The 19,061-nt window shown below is 69.8% G+C and carries 16 protein-coding genes; 2 read left to right on the top strand and 14 right to left on the bottom strand.

The genetic code is table 11. The features are described from left to right. From A612_RS11035 to A612_RS11015, 5 genes are all read right to left on the bottom strand, one after another. A partial coding sequence (locus A612_RS11035) for an acetyl-CoA carboxylase biotin carboxylase subunit (protein ID WP_019374543.1) occupies positions 1 to 981 on the bottom strand: 981 nt, incomplete at its 3' end. After that, positions 982 to 1,701 (bottom strand): DUF4126 domain-containing protein, encoded by a 720-nt coding sequence (locus A612_RS11030; RefSeq protein WP_019374542.1) that lies wholly within the window; start codon positions 1,699 to 1,701, stop codon positions 982 to 984. Positions 1,702 to 1,727: 26 nt separating this feature from the next. Next, entirely contained in the window at positions 1,728 to 2,513 is a 786-nt protein-coding gene (locus A612_RS11025; RefSeq protein ID WP_019374541.1) for an enoyl-CoA hydratase/isomerase family protein, read from the bottom strand. Between the two features lie 13 nt (positions 2,514 to 2,526). Beyond that, on the bottom strand, positions 2,527 to 4,131 hold the full coding sequence (locus A612_RS11020) for a carboxyl transferase domain-containing protein (protein WP_019374540.1): 1,605 nt from the start codon (positions 4,129 to 4,131) through the stop codon (positions 2,527 to 2,529). A 31-nt stretch (positions 4,132 to 4,162) separates the two neighbouring features. Further along, on the bottom strand, positions 4,163 to 5,890 hold the full coding sequence (locus A612_RS11015) for an AMP-binding protein (RefSeq protein WP_019374539.1): 1,728 nt from the start codon (positions 5,888 to 5,890) through the stop codon (positions 4,163 to 4,165). A gap of 124 nt (positions 5,891 to 6,014) precedes the next feature. On the opposite strand from A612_RS11015, the gene A612_RS11010 reads away from it, so the two are divergent. After that, complete coding sequence (locus tag A612_RS11010) at positions 6,015 to 7,091, top strand: AraC family transcriptional regulator (protein ID WP_019374538.1); 1,077 nt, start codon at positions 6,015 to 6,017, stop codon at positions 7,089 to 7,091. A gap of 63 nt (positions 7,092 to 7,154) precedes the next feature. Here the strand turns inward: A612_RS11010 and A612_RS11005 are convergent, their stop codons facing one another. Both A612_RS11005 and A612_RS11000 read right to left on the bottom strand, forming a co-directional pair. Continuing rightward, complete coding sequence (locus tag A612_RS11005) at positions 7,155 to 7,823, bottom strand: HAD family hydrolase (protein WP_040436665.1); 669 nt, start codon at positions 7,821 to 7,823, stop codon at positions 7,155 to 7,157. Between the two features lie 50 nt (positions 7,824 to 7,873). Next, a complete protein-coding gene (locus tag A612_RS11000; protein WP_420891026.1) occupies positions 7,874 to 9,829 on the bottom strand; it encodes a sensor domain-containing diguanylate cyclase in 1,956 nt (651 codons plus the stop codon). 152 nt (positions 9,830 to 9,981) lie between these two features. On the opposite strand from A612_RS11000, the gene A612_RS10995 reads away from it, so the two are divergent. Continuing rightward, the gene (locus A612_RS10995; protein WP_051001493.1) at positions 9,982 to 11,541 is read left to right on the top strand and encodes an ABC transporter substrate-binding protein; all 1,560 of its coding nucleotides are present in this window, start codon (positions 9,982 to 9,984) and stop codon (positions 11,539 to 11,541) included. Positions 11,542 to 11,580: 39 nt separating this feature from the next. Here the strand turns inward: A612_RS10995 and A612_RS10990 are convergent, their stop codons facing one another. The 7 genes from A612_RS10990 to A612_RS10960 form a co-directional block, all read right to left on the bottom strand. Then, positions 11,581 to 12,711 carry an acyl-CoA dehydrogenase family protein gene (locus A612_RS10990; protein ID WP_019374534.1) on the bottom strand — a complete coding sequence of 377 codons (1,131 nt, stop codon included), beginning with the start codon at positions 12,709 to 12,711 and terminating at the stop codon, positions 11,581 to 11,583. 49 nt (positions 12,712 to 12,760) lie between these two features. After that, entirely contained in the window at positions 12,761 to 13,429 is a 669-nt protein-coding gene (locus A612_RS10985) for an SDR family oxidoreductase (protein WP_019374533.1), read from the bottom strand. Positions 13,430 to 13,456: 27 nt separating this feature from the next. After that, the gene (locus tag A612_RS10980; protein ID WP_019374532.1) at positions 13,457 to 14,653 is read right to left on the bottom strand and encodes an acetyl-CoA C-acyltransferase; all 1,197 of its coding nucleotides are present in this window, start codon (positions 14,651 to 14,653) and stop codon (positions 13,457 to 13,459) included. After that, positions 14,650 to 16,503, bottom strand: a complete 1,854-nt coding sequence (aceK, locus tag A612_RS10975; protein ID WP_019374531.1) for a bifunctional isocitrate dehydrogenase kinase/phosphatase — start codon at positions 16,501 to 16,503, stop codon at positions 14,650 to 14,652. Before aceK ends, A612_RS10980 begins: the two co-directional genes overlap by 4 nt. 64 nt (positions 16,504 to 16,567) lie before the next feature. Continuing rightward, a complete protein-coding gene (can, locus tag A612_RS10970; protein WP_019374530.1) occupies positions 16,568 to 17,230 on the bottom strand; it encodes a carbonate dehydratase in 663 nt (220 codons plus the stop codon). A gap of 57 nt (positions 17,231 to 17,287) precedes the next feature. Further along, positions 17,288 to 18,478: an isovaleryl-CoA dehydrogenase gene (locus tag A612_RS10965; RefSeq protein WP_019374529.1), complete on the bottom strand. Its 1,191-nt coding sequence runs from the start codon at positions 18,476 to 18,478 to the stop codon at positions 17,288 to 17,290. 48 nt (positions 18,479 to 18,526) lie between these two features. Further along, positions 18,527 to 18,934 carry a MerR family transcriptional regulator gene (locus tag A612_RS10960; protein ID WP_019374528.1) on the bottom strand — a complete coding sequence of 136 codons (408 nt, stop codon included), beginning with the start codon at positions 18,932 to 18,934 and terminating at the stop codon, positions 18,527 to 18,529. Positions 18,935 to 19,061 lie beyond the last annotated feature (127 nt).

Below are 19,061 nucleotides of genomic sequence, written 5' to 3'. Positions count from 1 at the left end.
CTGGCCGGCCGCCACGCGCAGCTGCCACTCCACCAGGTCTTCGCCGGTGATGGCCTCGGTGACCGGGTGCTCGACCTGCAGCCGGGTGTTCATCTCCATGAAGTAGAACTTCATGGCCTCCGGCGCCTCGTAGCCGCCCGGCTGCTCGACGATGAACTCCACCGTGCCGGCGCCCACGTAGCCCACGGCCCGGGCCGCGGCCACGGCCGCCTCGCCCATGCGTGCGCGCAGCTCGGGCGTCATGCCGGGCGCGGGCGCTTCCTCCAGCACCTTCTGGTGGCGCCGCTGCACCGAGCAATCGCGCTCGAACAGGTAGACCACGTTGCCCTGCGTGTCGCCGAAGACCTGGATCTCGATGTGGCGCGGGCGCTGCACGTATTTCTCGACCAGCACGGCATCGTTGCCGAAGCTGCTTGCCGCCTCGCGCTGGCACGAGGCCAGGGCCGCGGCGAAGTCCTCACTTTTCTCCACCAGCCGCATACCCTTGCCGCCGCCGCCGGCGCTGGCCTTGATCAGCACGGGGTAGCCGATGCGGTCGGCCTCGCGCTGCAAGAGCTGCGGGTCCTGGTCCTCGCCCTGGTAGCCGGGCACCAGCGGCACGCCGGCCCTCTCCATCAGGCGCTTGGACTCCGCCTTCAGGCCCATGGCGGTGATCGCCGAGGCGGGCGGGCCGATGAAGACCAACCCGGCGTCGGCGCAAGCCTGGGCGAACTCGTCGTTCTCGGCGAGGAAACCGTAGCCGGGGTGGATGGCTTGGGCGCCCGTGGCGCGCGCCGCCTCCAGGATGCGCTCCCAGCGCAGGTAGCTGTCCTTGGGCGCACTGCCGCCGATGTGCACCGCCTCGTCGCAGGCGGCGACGTGCTTGGCGCGGGCGTCGGCGTCGGAATAGACGGCCACCGTCTTGATGCCCATGCGGCGGGCGGTCGCGGCAACCCGGCAAGCGATCTCACCGCGATTGGCAATCAGGATTTTTTGGAACATTCAGGCCACCTTGGCAGAACCGGAAAAAAAGGAAGAGACGCGCCGCAGCACGGCGCGCAGGAATCGAAACAGCACGACCAGCAGCAGCACCGACACCAGCAGCATCAGCAGCAGCGCGGCGCCGAAGACCAGCGGGTGCTGCGTGGCCAGCCAGACCACGGCCACCACCAGCCCGTCCTCGAAGAACGACAGCCCCCAGTTGGAAAAGGGCTCGGGCGAGGTGTTCACCGCCGCGCGCGTGGTCATCTTGGTGGCCAGCGCCGTGGCCGACAGCGAACCGCCCAACAGGCCGGCCACGATCGCCAGCGTGGCGTTGTCGAAGCCGAACACGCTGGCCGCCAGCAGCGCCCCGGCGGGCACGCGGATGAAGGCGTGCAGCGCGTCCCAGGCGCTATCCACCCAGGGCAGCTTGTCCGCGAAGAACTCCACCAGCAGCATGAAGCCGCTCACCAGCAGCACGGCCGGATGCTCCAGCACGGTCAGCCCCTCGGGCAGCGCCAGCCAGCCGGCCGCCCCCAGCATGCCCACGATGAACACCACCGCGTACAGCCGAAAGCCGCTGGCCCAGCCCAGCGCCGCCGCCAGCGCCAGCAGGCCCGGCATGTCCAGCTGCTGGGTGGCGCGCGCCGCGCCCTCGGCCACGGCGCGCGAGGTGCCGGCGTCCACGTGCAGCCCCACGGTGTGGAGCCACTGCACGAAGGCGAGCCAGAGTTGGTCCATGGCCGGCGGGTCCGTCGCTCGGGCGTTCAGCCAGCCAGCCAGCCGGGCTTGCGCTTTTGCAGGAAGGATTGCACGCCCTCGCGGCCCTCTTCGCTGGCGCGGATGTCGGCGATGCCCTCCACCGTGGCGGCGATGAGCTGCGCGTCGATCTCGCGCTCGGCCACTTCCTGCACCAGCCGCTTGCAGGCGCGCACCGCATTCGGGCTGGCGCTCACCAGCGCCTTGGTCAGCGCATCGACGGCGGCGTCGAGCTGGTCGGCCGCCACCACCTGGTGCACGAAGCCGATGCGCAGCGCCTCGGCGGCGTCGAAACGCTCGGCCGTCAGGAAGTAGCGGTGCGCGGCGCGCGCGCCCATGGCGCGGATGACGTAGGGGCTGATGGTCGCCGGAATCAGGCCCAGCCGGACCTCGGACAGGCAATAGCCCGCCGTGTCCACGCTCACCGCCATGTCGCAGGCGGCGACCAGCCCCATGCCGCCGGCGTATACGTCGCCCTGCACGCGGGCGATGGTCGGCTTCGGGCACGTGTAGATCACGCGCAGCATCTCGGCCAGCTTGGCGGCATCGGCGAGGTTTTCCTCGCGCGTGTAGTCGGCCATGCGCCGCATCCAGTTGAGGTTCGCGCCGGCGCAGAACGCCGGGCCTTCCGCGGCCAGCACGATGGCGCGCACGTCGGCGCGCGCGCCCACGTCCGTGAAGGCGGCGGTGAGCTCGGCGATCACCTCGTCGCTGAAGGCGTTGCGGATCTCGGGCTGGGTCAGCGTGATGCGCGCGACGGCGCCCGCTTGGGTGATGGAGAGGTTCTGGCTCATGGTTCGCCCCGCCTCACATCCGGAACACGCCGAACTTCACGTCCGGAATCGGCGCATGGCGCGCCGCCGCCAGGCCCAGCGCGAGCACGCGGCGCGTGTCGGCCGGGTCGATGATGCCGTCGTCCCACAAGCGCGCGGTGGCGTAGTAGGGATGGCCCTGGTCCTCGTATTGCTGGCGAATCGGGGCCTTGAAAGCCTCTTCCTCTTCGGCAGACCACTTGCCGCCGCGCGCCTCGATGCCATCGCGGCGCACGGTGGCCAGCACCGAGGCGGCCTGCTCGCCGCCCATCACGCTGATGCGCGCGTTCGGCCACATCCACAGGAAGCGCGGCGAATAGGCGCGTCCGCACATCCCGTAATTGCCGGCGCCAAAGGACCCGCCGATGATGACGGTGAACTTCGGCACATTGGCCGTCGCAACCGCCGTGACCAGCTTGGCGCCGTGGCGCGCGATACCCTCGTTCTCGACCTTGCGGCCGACCATGAAGCCGGTGATGTTCTGCAGGAACACCAGCGGGATCTTGCGCTGGCAGCACAGCTCGATGAAGTGGGCGCCCTTGACGGCGCTTTCGGAAAACAGAATGCCGTTGTTGGCGATGATGCCTACCGGCATGCCCTCGATGCGGGCAAAACCCGTCACCAGCGTGGAGCCGAAACGCGCCTTGAACTCGTCGAACTCGCTGCCATCGACGATGCGGGCGATGATCTCGCGCACGTCGAAGGGCTTGCGCGTGTCGGTCGGGATGACGCCGTAGAGCTCCTCGGCGGGGAAGCGGGGCTCGGCCGGCGCATGCTCCGGCGCCGCGCCCGGGCGCGGCCGGTTCAGGTTCTTCACCGCCGCGCGCGCCAGCGCCAGCGCGTGCATGTCGTTCTGCGCCAGGTGGTCGGCCACGCCCGACAGGCGCGTGTGCACGTCGCCGCCGCCCAGGTCCTCGGCCGAGACCACCTCGCCCGTGGCGGCCTTCACCAGCGGCGGGCCGCCCAGGAAGATGGTGCCCTGCTCCTTGACGATGATGGTCTCGTCGCTCATGGCCGGCACGTAGGCGCCGCCGGCCGTGCACGAGCCCATGACCACGGCGATCTGCGCGATGCCCTGCGCGCTCATGTTGGCCTGGTTGTAGAAGATGCGGCCGAAGTGGTCGCGATCGGGGAAGACCTCGTCCTGGTTGGGCAGGTTGGCGCCGCCCGAGTCCACCAGGTAGATGCACGGCAGGCAATTTTGCTGCGCGATCTCCTGCGCACGCAGGTGCTTCTTCACCGTCATGGGGTAGTAGGTGCCGCCCTTGACGGTGGCGTCGTTGCACACGATCAGGCAGTCCGTGCCGGCCACGCGGCCGATGCCGGCGATCATGCCGGCGCCCGGCGCGGCGTTGTCGTACATGTTGAGCGCCGCCAGCGGGGCGATCTCCAGGAAGGGCGTCCCGGGGTCGAGCAGGTTCAGCACGCGGTCGCGCGGCAGCAGCTTGCCGCGCGCCAGGTGCTTGGCGCGCGCCGCCTCGCCGCCGCCCTGGGAGACGCGCTCGATCTGCGTGCGCAGGTCATCGACGAGCTGGCGCATGGCCTGCGCATTGGCCTGGAAGTCCGCCGAGCGCGGGTTGAGCTGGGTTTCGAGGATCATGGGTCTTTCTTGTCCAATGAAGAAGGGGGGCTCAGGCCGTGCGGCTTTCCTCCAGGCCCAGTTCGTCCTTCATCGCCTCGCGGATCTTGAACTTCTGGATCTTGCCGGTGACGGTCATGGGAAATTCCTGCACGAAGCGGATGTAGCGCGGCACCTTGTAGTGCGCGATCTGGCCCTTGCAGAAGTCGCGGATGTCCTGCTCGGTGGGCTGGGCGCCGGGCTTGGGGATGATCCAGGCGCACAGCTCCTCGCCCAGGCGCGCGTCCGGCACGCCGACGACCTGCACGTCCTGCACCTGCGGGTGGCGGTAGAGGAATTCCTCGATCTCGCGCGGATACAGGTTCTCGCCGCCGCGGATCACCATGTCCTTGATGCGCCCGACGATGTTCACGTAGCCTTGCTCGTCCATGGTGGCGAGGTCGCCGGTGTGCATGAAGCCTTGAGCGTCGATGGCCTCGCGGGTCTTCTCGGGATCGCCCCAGTAGCCGTGCATGACGGAGTAGCCGCGCGTGCACAGCTCGCCCGGCTGCCCCACGGGCACGATCTCGCCGCTCTCGGGGTCGACGATCTTCACCTCCAGGTGCGGCTGCACCTGGCCGACGGTGGACACGCGCTTGTCCAGGGGCGTGTCGACGCTGCTCTGGCAGCTGACCGGGCTGGTCTCGGTCATGCCGTAGGCGATGGTGATCTCCGTGAGGTGCATCTCCTCCACCACGCGCTTCATGACCTCGATCGGGCAGGGCGATCCGGCCATGATGCCGGTGCGCAGCGACGAGAGGTCGAATTCCTTGAAGCGCGGATGATCGAGCTCGGCGATGAACATCGTCGGCACGCCGTGCAGCCCGGTGCAGCGTTCGGCCTGCACCGCCTCCAGCACGGTGAGCGGGTCGAAGCCATCGTTGGGATAGACGACGGTCGCGCCGTGCGTGAAGCAGGCCAGGTTGCCCAGCACCATGCCGAAACAGTGGTACAGCGGCACGGGGATGCACAGCCGGTCCTCGGGCGTGAGGCGCATGCATTCGCCGATGAAGAAGCCGTTGTTCAGGATGTTGCGGTGGGTCAGCGTCGCGCCCTTGGGAAAGCCCGTGGTGCCGCTGGTGAACTGGATGTTGATGGGGTCGGTGTTCTTGAGCTGCGCGGCGATGTCGTCGACGCGCGGGTCCTGCGCGTCGCCGCGCTGCATCAGCTCGGAAAAGCGCAGCATGCCGGGCTGCTCCTCGCCCTGGCCCGCCACGTCGATCCACACCACGGCGCGCAGCTCGGGCAGGCGGCGCGCGGCCAGCCGGCCCGGCAGGCAGAGGTTCAGTTCCGGCGCCAGTTCGCGCAGCATGGCGAGGTAGTCGCTGGTCTTGAACTGCGCCATGGTCACCAGCGCCTTGCAACCGACCTTGTTGAGCGCGTACTCGACCTCCGCCACGCGGTAGGCCGGGTTGATGTTGACCAGGATCAGGCCGACCTGCGCCGTGGCCAGCTGCATCAGCACCCACTCGGCGTTGTTGTGCGACCAGATGCCGACGCGGTCGCCCCGCTCCAGGCCCAGGCCGAGCAGCGCGCTGGCCAGGCGGCGCGCCTCGCGGTGCAGCTCGGCATAGCTGTAGCGCAGTCCCTGGTGGCGGCTGACCAGCGCCTCGCGCTCGGGCTGGCGGCCCGCCACTGCGGCGAAGAAATCGCCGATGGTCTGCTCGATCAGCGGGGTGTCGGTGGCGCCGACGGCGCGACTGCGGGTCAGCGGCGGGGTCTCAACGTGGTTGTCCAGCATGCGTTTCGTCTCCAGAGAAAACCGGGCAGGCGGCGCGCTGGCGTGCGCACGCACACGGCCGAGAGGGCAGCATACGCCCGGCGACCGCCCGGATGGGGCCAGCGAGGTTGCAATAATTGCCACCATGTACACGCCGTCGTTGCCCACCCAGCGCGCCGCCAGTGGCCGCCAGGGTGCCGTCGCCGCCACCCCGATGGCCTTCGTGGCCGCGGTGGTGCATGCCTATGGCGAGCGCGGCATGGATCCGGGGGCGGTCCTGGCCCGGGCACAAATCACGCCAGACGACCTGCGCGACGCCCAGGCCCGCATCACGGCCGCGCAGATGGAGCTGCTGTGCGAGGGGGCGATGCGCGAGCTCGACGACGAGGCGCTGGGCTGGTTCAGCCGGCCGCTGCCCTGGGGCAGCTACGGCATGCTGGCGCGCGCCTCGCTGAGCGCCCCCACGCTGGGCCTGGCGCTGGCACGCTGGTGCCGCCACCACGGCCTCCTGACCCGGGACATCCGCCTGCAGCTGGCGCAGGAGGGCGACCAGGCGGTGCTGTCGATCGCGGAAGCGCGTGCCCTGGGCGCGCTGCGCGAATTCTGCCTGGTGTCGGTGCTGCGCAATGCGCTGGGCCTGGCGAGCTGGCTGGTGGACTCGCGCCTGCCGGTGCTCGGCGCCTGTTTTCCCTTCTCCGCACCGGCGCACGCCGCGGCCTACCGGGTGCTGTTTCCGGGCACCACCCGCTTCGATGCCCCGCAAGCCGCCGTGCGCTTCGATGCGCGCTACCTGCAGCTGCCGCTGGTGCGCGACGAAGCGGCGATGAACCGCATGCTGCAACACGCCCTGCCCCTGACCGTGCGCCCCTACCGACGCGACCGGCTGCTGGTGGAGCGCGTGCGCCAGCAGCTGGCACTCGCGCCCGAGGCCGCGCACACGGCCTCCGACGTGGCGCAGGCGCTCCATCTCTCGACGCGGACGCTGCACCGCCAGCTGCAGGCCGAAGGCGCCTCGCTGCAGCAGCTCAAGGACGAGGTGCGGCGCGCGCGCGCCACCGAGCTGCTGCAGCGCAGCGAGCGGCCCATCAAGCAGGTCGCGCAGGCGGTGGGTTTTGCCAACGAAAAGAGCTTCATCCGGGCCTTTCGCGGCTGGACGGGACAGTCGCCGGGCGCGTTCCGCCAGCGCAGCATCCACGCTCCGGCCGGCGTGCGCTCGGGCTGAGCGCTTGAGTCGGGGCCGCCACCGAATGGATGGGGCTTGGAAGGCCCGCCCGCCTGCGGGTCGTCAGCGCGCCAAGAGGCGCGGCAGCTCGCGCATGTCGCCGATGATGTGCACCGCCCCGGCCGCCCGCAGCGCCTCGGGCGCGCCGTGCCCCGCGCCGCCCGGGCTGTAGCCGACCACGCTGGCTCCTGCGGCGACGCCGGCTGCGACACCCGTCACGGTGTCCTCGACCACCAGGCAGCGCGCCGGCGGCACGCCCACGGCGGCGGCCGCTGCCAGGTACACGTCGGGCGCGGGCTTGGTGGCCGGCATTTCATGGCCGCTGAACACGCGGCCGGCGAACAGCGGCGCCAGGCCCACCTGGTCGAGCTGCATCTCCACCTTCTGCCGGTCGGCGCCGGAGGCACAGGCGATGCGCCCGCCCAGCAGCGCATGCACGGCGTGCACCGCCTCGACGGCGCCGGCGATGGGCTGCAGCTCGGCCGCCAGGCGGGCGTTGCGCCGGGCATAGAACTCGGCCATCCAGGCGTCGGTCAGGGGCCGGCCGGTGTGCGCCTCGATGCGCGCGGCCTCGCTGCGCACCGTCCGGCCGATGAAGGTGGCCATGCACTCCTCGGGCGTGATCGGCCAGCCGGCCTCGTTCAGCATGGCGCACAGCACGCCGTTGGTGATGGGCTCGCTGTCCACCAGCACGCCATCGCAGTCGAAGAGGACCGCGTCGAAGGCGGGCATGCCGCGGGGGTTCGTCTCGTCCATCGATCGGGAAAGCCAGGAAGAAAGGGTCACAACAGGCTGTCGGGCGGGTCGTGCAGCACCATCTCGCACTCCGGGCCATAGAGGACGGACTGGTCGCGCCCGCACTGCTTGGCACGGTACAGCGCCGCATCGGCCTGGCGGAACAGGGCATGGGCCGCATCCACGCCCGAGCGCGGGACGCCGGTGGTGGCCTCGCGCCCTGCCGGCTGGATGCTGGACACGCCCACGCTGATGGTGACGATCCCGTCCCCGCTGCCCCGCGCATGTTCGACGGCCAATCCGCGCACGGCCTCGCGCAGCCGTTCGGCCACGAGCCACGCCTGCTCGCCGCTGGCGCCGGGAAGCAGGACGGCGAACTCCTCTCCACCGTAGCGCGCGACCACGTCCCCGGCGCGCCCCATGGCCGTCAGCAGGGCCTGCCCGACATTTTGCAGGCAGCGGTCGCCCGCCATGTGGCCGTAGTGGTCGTTGAAGGCCTTGAACCGATCCACGTCGATCATCAGGAGCGCCAGCGGCGACCCTGCGCGGCGGGCGCGCTCCCATTCGAAGGCCACGTGCTCGTCCAGCGCCAGCCGGTTGGCCAGCTGCGTCAGCGGGTCGACCCGCACCTGGGCCTCCAGCGCCGTGCGGTAGCGCTCGAGCTGCTCCTCGGCCTGGCGGCGCTCGGTGATGTCCTGCACCGTTCCGGTCATGCGGGGGCGCTCGCGCCCCTGGGCGTCGCCGTACTCGGCATGCACCTCCATCCACCGCTCGTGCGCATCGCTGGCGCGGCGGACGCGGTACTGCACGCGCAGTGCGCTGCGCTGCGCCATGGCCTCGCCGTGCACGCGCAGCATCTCCTCCCGGTCGTCCGGGTGGAGCATGTCGATCCACTGCCGCAGGCCCATCTCCCCTTCGCCCGGCAGGCCAAAGATGGCGCTGGCCATGGTCGACATCAGGAACACGCGCCGCTCTGCGTCGTACACGAAATAGCCTACCGAGGCCGCCCGTTGCGCTGTCTCCAGCCAGCGCATGTGCTGCTCCAGCCGCTGCTTGAGGGCACGCTCGCGCCGCCAGGCGCGCCAGCGCCACAGCACGACCGAGCCGCCCAGCAGCAGCAGCGCCAGGCTCGCCGCCAGGGCCAGCGCCAGCCACTCGCGCCGCTGCGCCTCCGTGAAAGCCTCGGCCTCGTCGATTTTGGAGATGAGCAGCCAGGTGGTGCCCGGCACGGCGCTGGCGGTGGCCAGCACCCGCTCTCCGCGGTAGTCCGTGCCGTAGAGCGTGCCGCGCGAGCCGGCGGTGGCCAGCGCAACGGTGGCGTCTACCCCTCCCCCCGCGGGCATGCGCAAGGTGAGGGGCGCATCGTCCCGATGGCGCAGTGGACTGAGGAACACCACCTCCTCGCCGCGGCGCTCCACCAGCAGCGACTCGGCCGTCTGGCTGCCGTTGGGCCAGGTGGCCAGGAGGGGATAGAGGGTGGTGCGCGCATCCACCACCAGCCACACGGCGCCCAGCGGCTGGGCGCCTTCGAACAGGGGCGCCAGCAATCCGAAATAGGGAAAGGCGAACATACCGTCCCGCTGCAACCCGATGACACCGGGCTGCGCCAGCGCCAGCGCGGCACGCAACGCATCGCGCTCGGCCGCAGGCATGGCGCCCTTCAGCGGGCCGTCGGGCCCCAGCAACAGCTGACCCTGGGGGTCCACCAGGTAGGCGCCGGTGTATTGCAGGTGCTCGACCAGGGAGCGCAGCCGTTCGCGCAGCGGCACGGCATCGGCCGGCGCCCGCGTGCGCCGCCAGCGCGCCATGGCAGCAGCCAGCAGGCCGTCGTCCGTCACCGCTGCCGCCTCTCCCATGCGCCGCTGGCGCCAGCTGTCCACGCTCTTGACCTGCAGCTGGTTGATCGCCCCGAGTCCGCCCTCGATCACATGGCGGTAGCGCAGCTCCCGCTCCTGGTAGACCGAGCGCGCCCCCAGCACCAGGCTGGCGCACGCCAAAAGCACCAATATGGGCCACAGCCACCATCCATGCGGCGCCGCAATCGCGCGGGCAGCAAGGGAAGGGGGGCGGGGGCGGCGGGACAAGGTGCGGCCTGCAAGGGAGGTGGCGCTACTATTGTCGTTGTCTCTGCGTTGCAGGCCAGAGGATTTCCCGCATGACCGCCACCCCCTCCGCCCTTGCGGCCCCGCTCGCCGCGGCGCCGCTTCCCGCGCTCACCCGCCGGGCGTGCCTGGCACGCGCTGCCATGCTGTGCGCCCTGCCGGGCATGGCGGCACCGGCCCAGGCACAGGCACAGCCGGGCAACGGCCAGCGCGCGGCCATCCTCAATCTGTCCCTCGAGCCCGACAGCCTGGACCCCACCATGGCCGCCGCCGCCGCCGTGGGCGAGGTCACGCACTACAACATCCTGGAGGGCCTGACGAAGATCGAGGAGAACGGCAACGTCACGCCGCTGCTGGCCGCCTCCTGGGAGACGGACCCAGGCGGGCAGAGCTACCGCTTCCGCCTGCGCGAAGGGGTGCGTTTCCACGATGGCAGCGCGCTGGATGCAGACGCGGTGCGTTTCTCCTTCGTGCGCGCAGCCGCCCCGGGCTCCACCAACAAGGCGCGGCGCGCCCTCTTTGACAACATCGCCACCGTCGAGACCCCCGACGCCCATACCGTCGTGCTGAACCTGCACCGGCCGGATGCGCACCTGCTGTTTCGCCTCGGGGAGTCCACGGCCGTGGTCCTGCACCCGAACAGCGCGGGCCAGGCCGCAAGGGCACCAGTGGGCACGGGGCCCTACCAGGTCAGCGGGCAACAGCGCGGGCACAGCATCGCGCTCGCCCGGGCGCCGCACGCCCGTGCCGCGCAGCAGGTGCGGCTCGACGGGGCGGTCTTTCGCTTCATCCACGACCCGGCCGCGCGGCAGGCGGCGCTGGACGCCGGCGAAGTCGATCTGTTCTTTCAGTTCGCGACGCGCGGCCTGCGCCACTTCCAGGACAACGCGCGCTACCAGGTGCTGATCGGCAGCTCCAGCGGAAAGGGCATGCTGGCGCTCAACCACCGCCGCGCCCCCCTGGGCGACGTGCGGGTGCGGCGCGCCATCACGCACGCCATCGATCGCGCTGGGTTCATTCGCCAGGCGCTGGACGGCCATGGCGTCGCGATCGGCAGCCATTTCGCCCCGACCGACCCGGGCTACCTGCACCTGGACAGCCTCTACCCGTACGACCCGCAGCGTGCGCGTGCGCTGCTGCGCGAGGCGGGCGTAGCGACGCCCCTGCGCCTGGAGCTGGCGCTGCCGCCCGTGCCCTACGCGCAGGCCGGGGGGCCGATCGTCGCGCAGGACCTGGCGCGGGTCGGCATCACTGCGCAGCTGCGGCCGCTGCCGTGGCACGAATGGCTGGCCGGCCCGTTCCGCGGGGACTTCGACATGACGATCATCAACCACGTCGAGCCGCTGGATTACCTGATCTACACCGACCCGGACTACTACTTCGGCTACGACAGCGCGGAGTTTCGCCTCCTGGCCACGCAGCACGCACAGGCCAGCCACCCGCGCGAGCAGCAACAGCTGTTTGCCCGCCTGCAGCGCCACTTGGCGCACGATGCCGCCAACGCCTGGATCTTCACCCCCAACCTGGTCACGGTGGTGCGCAAGGGCCTGCGCGGTGCATGGATGAATTACCCCATCTTTGCGCACGACATCGGCGCCATGTGGTGGGAATGAGGGGCTGCCCGCGCTGCGCCCGCCGTGGCGCGCGGGGCCTCAGGCCAGCGCGCGGGCGATGATGATCTTCTGCACGTCGCTGGTGCCCTCGTAGATCTGGCACACGCGCACGTCGCGGTAGATGCGCTCGACGGGGAAGTCATTCACCACGCCATAGCCACCCAGCGTCTGGATCGCCGCGCTGCACACCCTTTCCGCCATCTCGCTGGCGAACAGCTTGGCCATGGCGGCCTCCTTCAGGCACGGCCGGCCCGCGTCGCGCAGGCTGGCTGCGTGCCAGATGAGCTGGCGCGCCGCCTCGATCTGCGTCGCGCACTCCGCCAGGCGAAAGCCCACCGCCTGGTGCTGGAAGATCGGCTGGCCGAAGGCCTCGCGCTCCTTGGAATACTGCAGCGCGAACTCGAAGGCCGCACGCGCCATGCCCACGCTCTGCGCGGCGATGCCGATGCGCCCGCCCTCCAGCGCCGACAAGGCGATCTTGTAGCCCTCGCCCTCGGCGCCGATCAGGTTGGCGGCCGGGATGCGGCAGCCGTCGAAGTGGATCTGCGCCGTGTCGCTGCTGTGTTGACCGAGCTTGTCCTCCAGCCGCGCGACCACGTAGCCCGGCGCGTCGGTGGGCACCAGGAAGGCGCTCATGCCGCGCTTGCCGGCCGCCTTGTCGGTCACGGCGATCACGATCGCCACCTGGCCGTTCTTGCCGCTGGTGATGAACTGCTTGACGCCGTGGATCACATATTCGTCGCCCTCGCGCACCGCCGTGGTGCGCAGCGCCGACGCGTCCGAGCCCACGTGCGGCTCGGTCAGGCAGAACGCGCCGAGCATCTCGCCGCGCGCCAGGGGCACGAGCCACTGGCGCTTCTGCGCCTCGCTGCCGTAGCGCAGCAAGATGGCGTTGACCGGGCAATTGGTGACACTGATCGCCGTGCTGGTGCCGCCATCGCCGGCGGCAATCTCCTCCAGCACCAGCGCCAGGCTGACATAGTCCAGCCCGGCGCCGCCATATTCCTCAGGCACGCAGATGCCATAGGCGCCCAGCTCGGCCAGGCCGCGGTGCACCTCGCGTGGAAAGCTGCGGTCGCGGTCCCACTGCGCGGCGTGCGGCGCGATCTGCCCCTGCACGAATTCGCGCATGGCATCGCGGATCATCTCCTGGTCCTGTGTCAGCAGCATGGCCGGTGTCTTCCTCTGTTTTCGCCAAAAAAATGGGGCGCGCCGCGGCTCACCAGCTATCGGCGCGCCGCCCGTCGTGGTGCAGCAGGCGCCCCTTGTCCGCGGGGGTCAGGCCCGCCAGCACCTGCCGCATGCCGCGCACGCTCTCCTGCACCCCCAGGGGCGCCGTCTCGCCGCCCATGTCGGTCTGGACCCAGCCCGGGTCGATGGTGACCAGCGTGGCCTGCGGGTAGTCGTGCTGCGCCGCCGCCACCGCCATGTTCAGCGCTGCCTTGCTGACCCGGTAGAGCCACGCATTGCTGGCGCCCACGCGGCCGATTTGCGACATCGAGGACGACAGAAAGGCGAACACGCCGCCCGCCTCGGCCACCAGCGGCGCCACCTGCGGCAGCGCCTGCATCGCGCCGAGCACGTTGGTGTGCATGACGGCATCGAAGTCCTCGCGCGTGGGCGGGGTGCGCGCATCGGGGCGGCGGATCACGCCGGCCACGTACAGCGCCACGTCCGGGCGCTCGCCATCGAGCATCCAGCCCAGCCCGCTCACGCTGGCGGGATCGCACACATCCACAGTCAGCGCCTGCGCGCCCAGCGCCTGCACGCGCTCGCGGCCTGCAGCATCGCGCACCGTCGCCAGCACGCGCCAGCCCGCCTCGCAGTACTGGCGCACGAACTCCAGGCCGATGCCGCGCGAGGCGCCGATCACCAGGGCCAGCGGCATGTCCGCCCCTTCCGATGTCGCCCGCACTCAGACCAGCTCGACGGCCATCGCCGTGGCCTCGCCGCCGCCGATGCACAGCGTGGCCAGGCCCTTCTTCTTGCCCTGCCTCTTCAGCGCGTACAGCAGCGTGACCAGGATGCGCGCGCCGCTGGCACCGATCGGGTGGCCCAGCGCACAGGCGCCGCCGTGCACGTTGACCTTCTCGTGCGGCACGCCCAGGTCCTTCATCAGCGCCATGGGCACCACGGCAAAGGCTTCGTTGATTTCCCACAGATCCACGTCGTCCACCTTCCAGCCGGCCTTTTTCAGCACCTTCTCGGTCGCGCCGACCGGGGCGGTGGTGAACCACTCGGGCTCCTGCGCATGCGTGGCGTGGGCGACGATGCGCGCCAGCGGTTTGGCACCCAGCTCCCTGGCGGTGGATTCGCGCATCAGCACCAGGGCCGCGGCGCCGTCGTTGATGCTCGAGCTGGATGCCGCCGTGATGGTGCCGTCCTTCTTGAAGGCCGGCCGGAGGCTGGCGATCTTGTCCAGGCGCGCCTTGGCCGGGCCTTCGTCCTCGCTCACCGTGACCTCGCCCTTGCGCGTCTTCACGGTGACGGGCGTGATCTCGTCCTGGAATGCGCCGGTCTTCGCCGCTTCCTGGGCGCGCTGCACGCTGGCCGTGGCGAAGGCGTCCTGCTGCTCGCGCGTGAACTGGTACTTGGCGGCGCAGTCCTCGCCGAAGGTGCCCATGGAGCGGCCGGGCTCGTAGGCATCCTCCAGGCCGTCGAGCATCATGTGGTCATAGACCTTGTCGTGGCCCATGCGGTAGCCGCCGCGGCCCTTCTTCAGGAGGTAGGGCGCGTTGGTCATGCTCTCCATGCCGCCGGCGACCACCACGTCGCGGCTGCCCGCCACCAGCTGGTCGTGCGCCAGGATGGTGGCCTCCATGCCGGCGCCGCACATCTTGGACAGCGTCACGGCACCGGTGCTGCGCGGCAATCCGGCCGCATGGCCTGCCTGGCGCGCCGGCGCTTGGCCCTGGCCGGCCATCAGGCAGTTGCCGAACAGCACCTCATCGACCTTCTCGGGGGCGATGCCGGCGCGCTCGACCGCCGCGCGGATGGCCGCGCCGCCCAGCTCCCAGGCCTGCAGCTCGGCGAAATCGCCCTGGAAGGCGCCCATGGGCGTGCGCGCAGCACCGACGATGACGATGGGGTCGTGGTTCTGGGGGGAAGTCATGGCATGGCTCCTGTGGATGATGAAGAGGCAGGGGGTGAAAGGGACGCCGCGGCAGGCCCGCCCGCGCCGAAGCGCCGCTGCACGTCGTAGGGGAACACGTCATAGACATGCCCGGCCTGGATGCGTTCCTTGTGCGACTGCCAGAAATCCACATCCAGCAGGTCCGCATGGTGGCGCAGGAAGATCTCGCGCACCGCCGGGTTGCCCAGCAGGAAGGGCGCGAAGGTTTCGGGAAAGACATCGCGCGGCCCCACCGGCCACCAGACCTCGCCCGAGAGCTCGTCCTCCTCGGTGCGCGGCGGCGGCACGCGCCGGAACTCGCAGTCCGTGAGGTATTCGATCTCATCGTAGTCGTAGAACACGACCTTGCCGTTTCTCGTGATGCCGAAATTCTTCCACAGCATATCGCCGGGGAAGATGTTCGCCGCCACCAGGTCCTTGATGGCGTTGCCGTACTCGACCACGGCGTACTCCAGCGCGCGCCGCACCTCCGGCTTGTCCAGCCCGGCATCGAAGCACTCCTGCAGATGGATGTTCAGCGGGATCATGCGCCGCTCGATGTACAGGTGGCGGATGATGACCTCCTGGCGCCCGTCGCCATCGCGGTCGCTGATCTCGATCTGGCTGGGCGCGTGGCGCTGGATCTCCTCGATCAGCTCGTCGGAGAAGCGCTCGCGCGGGAAGGCCACCAGGCTGTATTCCAGCGTGTCGGCCATGCGCCCCACCCGGTCGTGCTGCTTGACCAGCAGGTACTTGGCCTGCACCTGCTCGCGCGTCGTCTCCTTCGGCGCCGCGAAGCGGTCGCGGATCAGCTTGAACACGTAGGGGAAGCTCGGCAGGTCGAACACCAGCATGACCATGCCGGGGATGCCCGGCGTGATGCGCAGCTGGTCGCTCGAATAGCGCAGGTGGTGCAGGAAGTCGCGGTAGAACAGCGTCTTGCCCTGCTTGGCCAGACCGAGCGCCGTATAGAGCTCGGCGCGCGGCTTGCGCGGCATCAGGCTGCGCAGGAACTGCACGTACGCGCTCGGCACTTCCATGTCGACCATGAAGTACGCCCGCGCGAAGGAGAACAGCATCTGCAGGTCGTCCTCCCCGAACAGCGCCGCGTCGATCACCAGCCCGCCGCGCTCGCCGTGCAGGATCGGCAGGGCGAAGGGGATCTCGGCAAAGCCGTTGATCAGCCTGCCCACCACGTACGCACCCTTGTTGCGAAAGAACAGGCTGGAGAGCACCTGCAGCTGGAAATTGCGCCGCAGCCGCGCCGACCCGAGCCGCTCCTGCATGGCGCCCACCACCCGGTCGACGTCGCGCTCCAAGTCCTCGAAGGGACGCTGGATATCGAAGTCGGCCACCATCTGCAGCACCGGCTCGCGCAGCGCACCGCCCTGCGGGTAGTAGGCGCGGTAGGTCGGACGGGCCCCCGGCGCGTCGCTCTCCAGGTACTCGGTGCTCACCGCCGGGCGCACGAAGATGAACTCGTTCTGAAAGTGCGTGCGGTGCAGGATCTTGGTCGTGACCGAGTTGAAGAAGGTCTCGGCCAGCTCCGGCTGCAGGTGGTTGACCATCAGGCCGATGTAGTGCAGCTTGGCCTGGTGCCAGACGTCCATCGGCAGGCGGCCGGCGCCGAATTCCTTGTCCAGCCGGCGCACGCACTCGCGCACCCGCAGGTCGTAGAACTCGATGCGCTCGCGCTGCGCGCGCTGCTGGCCGTGCCAGTCCGCCGTCTCGAAACGGTGCTTGGCCCGGGCCGACTCGGCCCGGAACAGCCGGTAGTGCCGGTTGAAGCCGTCCATCATCGCCCGGGCGATGGCATGGGCTTGCGGTGCATCCAGGCGTTCGGGAAACATGGCCTCGACAGCGCGGGAGAGCGAAGGTCGGGCGGGAGCCGCGCGGGCGGTGGAGCGCGGCGCCTCAGGCGCGCGGGCGGCTGGCCACCAGATCGACCGCGCGCCGCTGCACCTCGCACACCCCGCCAGCGCCCGGCACGGTCATCTGCAGGTTGGTGATCAGGCCATTGTGCAGGCTGTAGCACCAGCCGTGCAGCGTGATCTTCTGGCCACGCGCCCAGGCGTCGTGCAGCACCGTGCTCTGCGCGACGTTCACCACCTGCTCGATCACGTTGAGCTCGCACAGCGCGTCCAGGCGCCACTGCGGCGACAGCCCGTCCAGCAGCCCGGCATACTTGTCGCGGATGTCCTTCACGTGCCGGATCCAGTTGTCAGCCAGGCCCACGCGCACGCCCTCCAGCGCCGCGCGCACGCCGCCGCAACCGTAATGGCCGACCACCATCAGGTGCTCGACCTTGAGCTGGTCCACGGCGTACTGGATGGTCGACAGGCAGTTCAGGTCACTGGGCACCACCACGTTCGCCACGTTGCGGTGCACGAACACCTCGCCCGGCTCCAGGCCCGTGATCTGGTTGGCCGGCACGCGGCTGTCCGAGCAGCCGATCCACATGAAGCGCGGCTGCTGCTGCGCCAGCAAGCCGGTGAAAAAGCCCGGTCGCTCCCGCTCCATCCGCTCGGCCCATTGCTGGTTGTGCACAAACAGCTCTTCGATGGAGGTGGTGGTCATCCTGTGGTCCTTTGGTTGGGTGGAAGAAAGGGGTGGGTGCGGCCGCGCGCCGGGCGCTCAGCAGGTCTCGGCAAACAGCTCGCGGCCGATCAGCATGCGGCGGATCTCGCTGGTGCCGGCGCCGATCTCGTACAGCTTGGCATCGCGCCACAGCCGCCCCAGCGGGTACTCGTTGATGTAGCCGTTGCCGCCGAAGATCTGGATGCCCTCGCCCGCCATCCAGGTGGCTTTCTCGGCCGTCCACAGGATGACGCTGGCGCAGTCCTTGCGCACCTGGCGCACGTGCTCGGTGCCGAGCATGTCCAGGTTCTTGGCGACAGTGTAGGCGAAGGAGCGCGCCGCCTGCAGCACGGTGTACATGTCGGCGACCTTGCCCTGGATCAGCTGGAACTCGCCGATGCTCTGGCCGAACTGCTTGCGGTCGTGGATGTAGGGAATGACGTTGTCCATGACGGACTGCATGATGCCCAGCGGCCCGCCGGTGAGCACGGCGCGCTCGTAGTCCAGGCCGCTCATCAGCACCCTGGCGCCGCCATTGACCTGGCCCAGCACGTTCTCGGCCGGCACCTCGACGTTCTCGAACACCAGCTCGCCCGTGTGGCTGCCGCGCATGCCCAGCTTGTCGAGCTTCTGCGCGATGGAAAAGCCCTTCATGCCCTTCTCGATCAGGAAGGCCGTGACGCCGCGCGCGCCCAGCTCGGGCTCGGTCTTGGCGTAGACCACCAGCGTGTCGGCATCCGGGCCGTTGGTGATCCACATCTTGTTGCCGTTGAGCAGGTAGTAGCCGCCCTTGTCCTCGGCGCGCAGCTTCATGCTGATGACGTCGGAGCCCGCGCCCGGCTCACTCATGGCGAGGGCCCCCACGTGCTCGCCGCTGATCAGCTTGGGCAGGTACTTGGCCTTCTGCGCCTCGTTGCCGTTGCGGTTGATCTGGTTCACGCACAGGTTGCTGTGTGCGCCGTAGGACAAGCCTACCGAGGCGCTGGCACGCGAGATCTCCTCCATGGCCACCATGTGCGCCAGATAACCCATGTCGGCGCCTCCGTACTGCTCCGGCACGGTGATGCCGAGCACCCCCAGGCCGCCGAGCTTTTCCCACAGGTCCATCGGGAACTGGTCGCTGCGGTCGATCTCTGCCGCGCGCGGAGCGATCTCGGCCTGGGCGAACTCGCGCACCGCGTCGCGCAGCGCATCGATGTCCTCGCCCAGCTGGAAGTTCAGGCCTGGCAACTGGGTGGCAATGCTCATGGAGGGCTCCTTGGAACGGGTCGATGATGACGTTTACGTAAACGTCAATTATCCAACACTTCCCTCGTCGGTGGTACCGATTTTTCGCAGCAGCTCCTGCGCCTCGCGTTCGTGCTCGCGCACCTCGTCGAGGTTGGCCTGCAGGTCGGTCATCTGCGCTTCCAGCTGACGGCGGTGGGCCGCCAGGGCCTCCAGGAAGCGGCGCAGCTGCACCTCGGTGTCGCGCGGGCTGTCGTAGAGGTCGATGATCTCCTTGGCCTCGGTCAGGGACAACCCCAGGCGCTTGGCGCGCAGGGTCAGCTTCAGCCGCGTGCGGTCGCGCGCCGAGTAGACGCGCACGCGCCCGCCGGGGCCCGAGCGTTGCGGCTGCAACAACCCCATGTCTTCGTAGAAACGCATGGCGCGGGTCGTGAGGTCGAACTCGCGCGCGAGGTCACTGATGGAATAGGTGGCCATGGGCAGGCAAGGGGCGGTGCGGCGGCAGCCTCACGTTGACGTAAACGTCAATCCTAGCGCAAACCGCGGCTTGGCCAGTGCCGGGCAGCACCAGAACGCAAAAAACCGCCCGACTGTTTTCACAGTG

The sequence above is a fragment of the Melaminivora alkalimesophila genome (genome assembly GCF_000282995.1).
Lineage (GTDB): Bacteria > Pseudomonadota > Gammaproteobacteria > Burkholderiales > Burkholderiaceae_C > Melaminivora > Melaminivora alkalimesophila.
The sequence above is the reverse complement of the archived record's forward strand: the minus strand, read 5'-3'. Positions and strand labels throughout refer to the sequence as shown.

Coding starts and splice junctions, on each gene's coding strand:
- aceK (WP_019374531.1), bottom strand. CDS start 16,503: ATGTTTCCCGAACGCCTGGATGCACCGCAAGCCCATGCCATCGCCCGG.
- A612_RS10990 (WP_019374534.1), bottom strand. CDS start 12,711: ATGCTGCTGACACAGGACCAGGAGATGATCCGCGATGCCATGCGCGAA.
- A612_RS10985 (WP_019374533.1), bottom strand. CDS start 13,429: ATGCCGCTGGCCCTGGTGATCGGCGCCTCGCGCGGCATCGGCCTGGAG.
- A612_RS10960 (WP_019374528.1), bottom strand. CDS start 18,934: ATGGCCACCTATTCCATCAGTGACCTCGCGCGCGAGTTCGACCTCACG.
- A612_RS11025 (WP_019374541.1), bottom strand. CDS start 2,513: ATGAGCCAGAACCTCTCCATCACCCAAGCGGGCGCCGTCGCGCGCATC.
- A612_RS11020 (WP_019374540.1), bottom strand. CDS start 4,131: ATGATCCTCGAAACCCAGCTCAACCCGCGCTCGGCGGACTTCCAGGCC.
- A612_RS11015 (WP_019374539.1), bottom strand. CDS start 5,890: ATGCTGGACAACCACGTTGAGACCCCGCCGCTGACCCGCAGTCGCGCC.
- A612_RS10965 (WP_019374529.1), bottom strand. CDS start 18,478: ATGAGCATTGCCACCCAGTTGCCAGGCCTGAACTTCCAGCTGGGCGAG.
- can (WP_019374530.1), bottom strand. CDS start 17,230: ATGACCACCACCTCCATCGAAGAGCTGTTTGTGCACAACCAGCAATGG.
- A612_RS11010 (WP_019374538.1), top strand. CDS start 6,015: ATGTACACGCCGTCGTTGCCCACCCAGCGCGCCGCCAGTGGCCGCCAG.
- A612_RS10980 (WP_019374532.1), bottom strand. CDS start 14,653: ATGACTTCCCCCCAGAACCACGACCCCATCGTCATCGTCGGTGCTGCG.
- A612_RS11005 (WP_040436665.1), bottom strand. CDS start 7,823: ATGCCCGCCTTCGACGCGGTCCTCTTCGACTGCGATGGCGTGCTGGTG.
- A612_RS11030 (WP_019374542.1), bottom strand. CDS start 1,701: ATGGACCAACTCTGGCTCGCCTTCGTGCAGTGGCTCCACACCGTGGGG.
- A612_RS10995 (WP_051001493.1), top strand. CDS start 9,982: ATGACCGCCACCCCCTCCGCCCTTGCGGCCCCGCTCGCCGCGGCGCCG.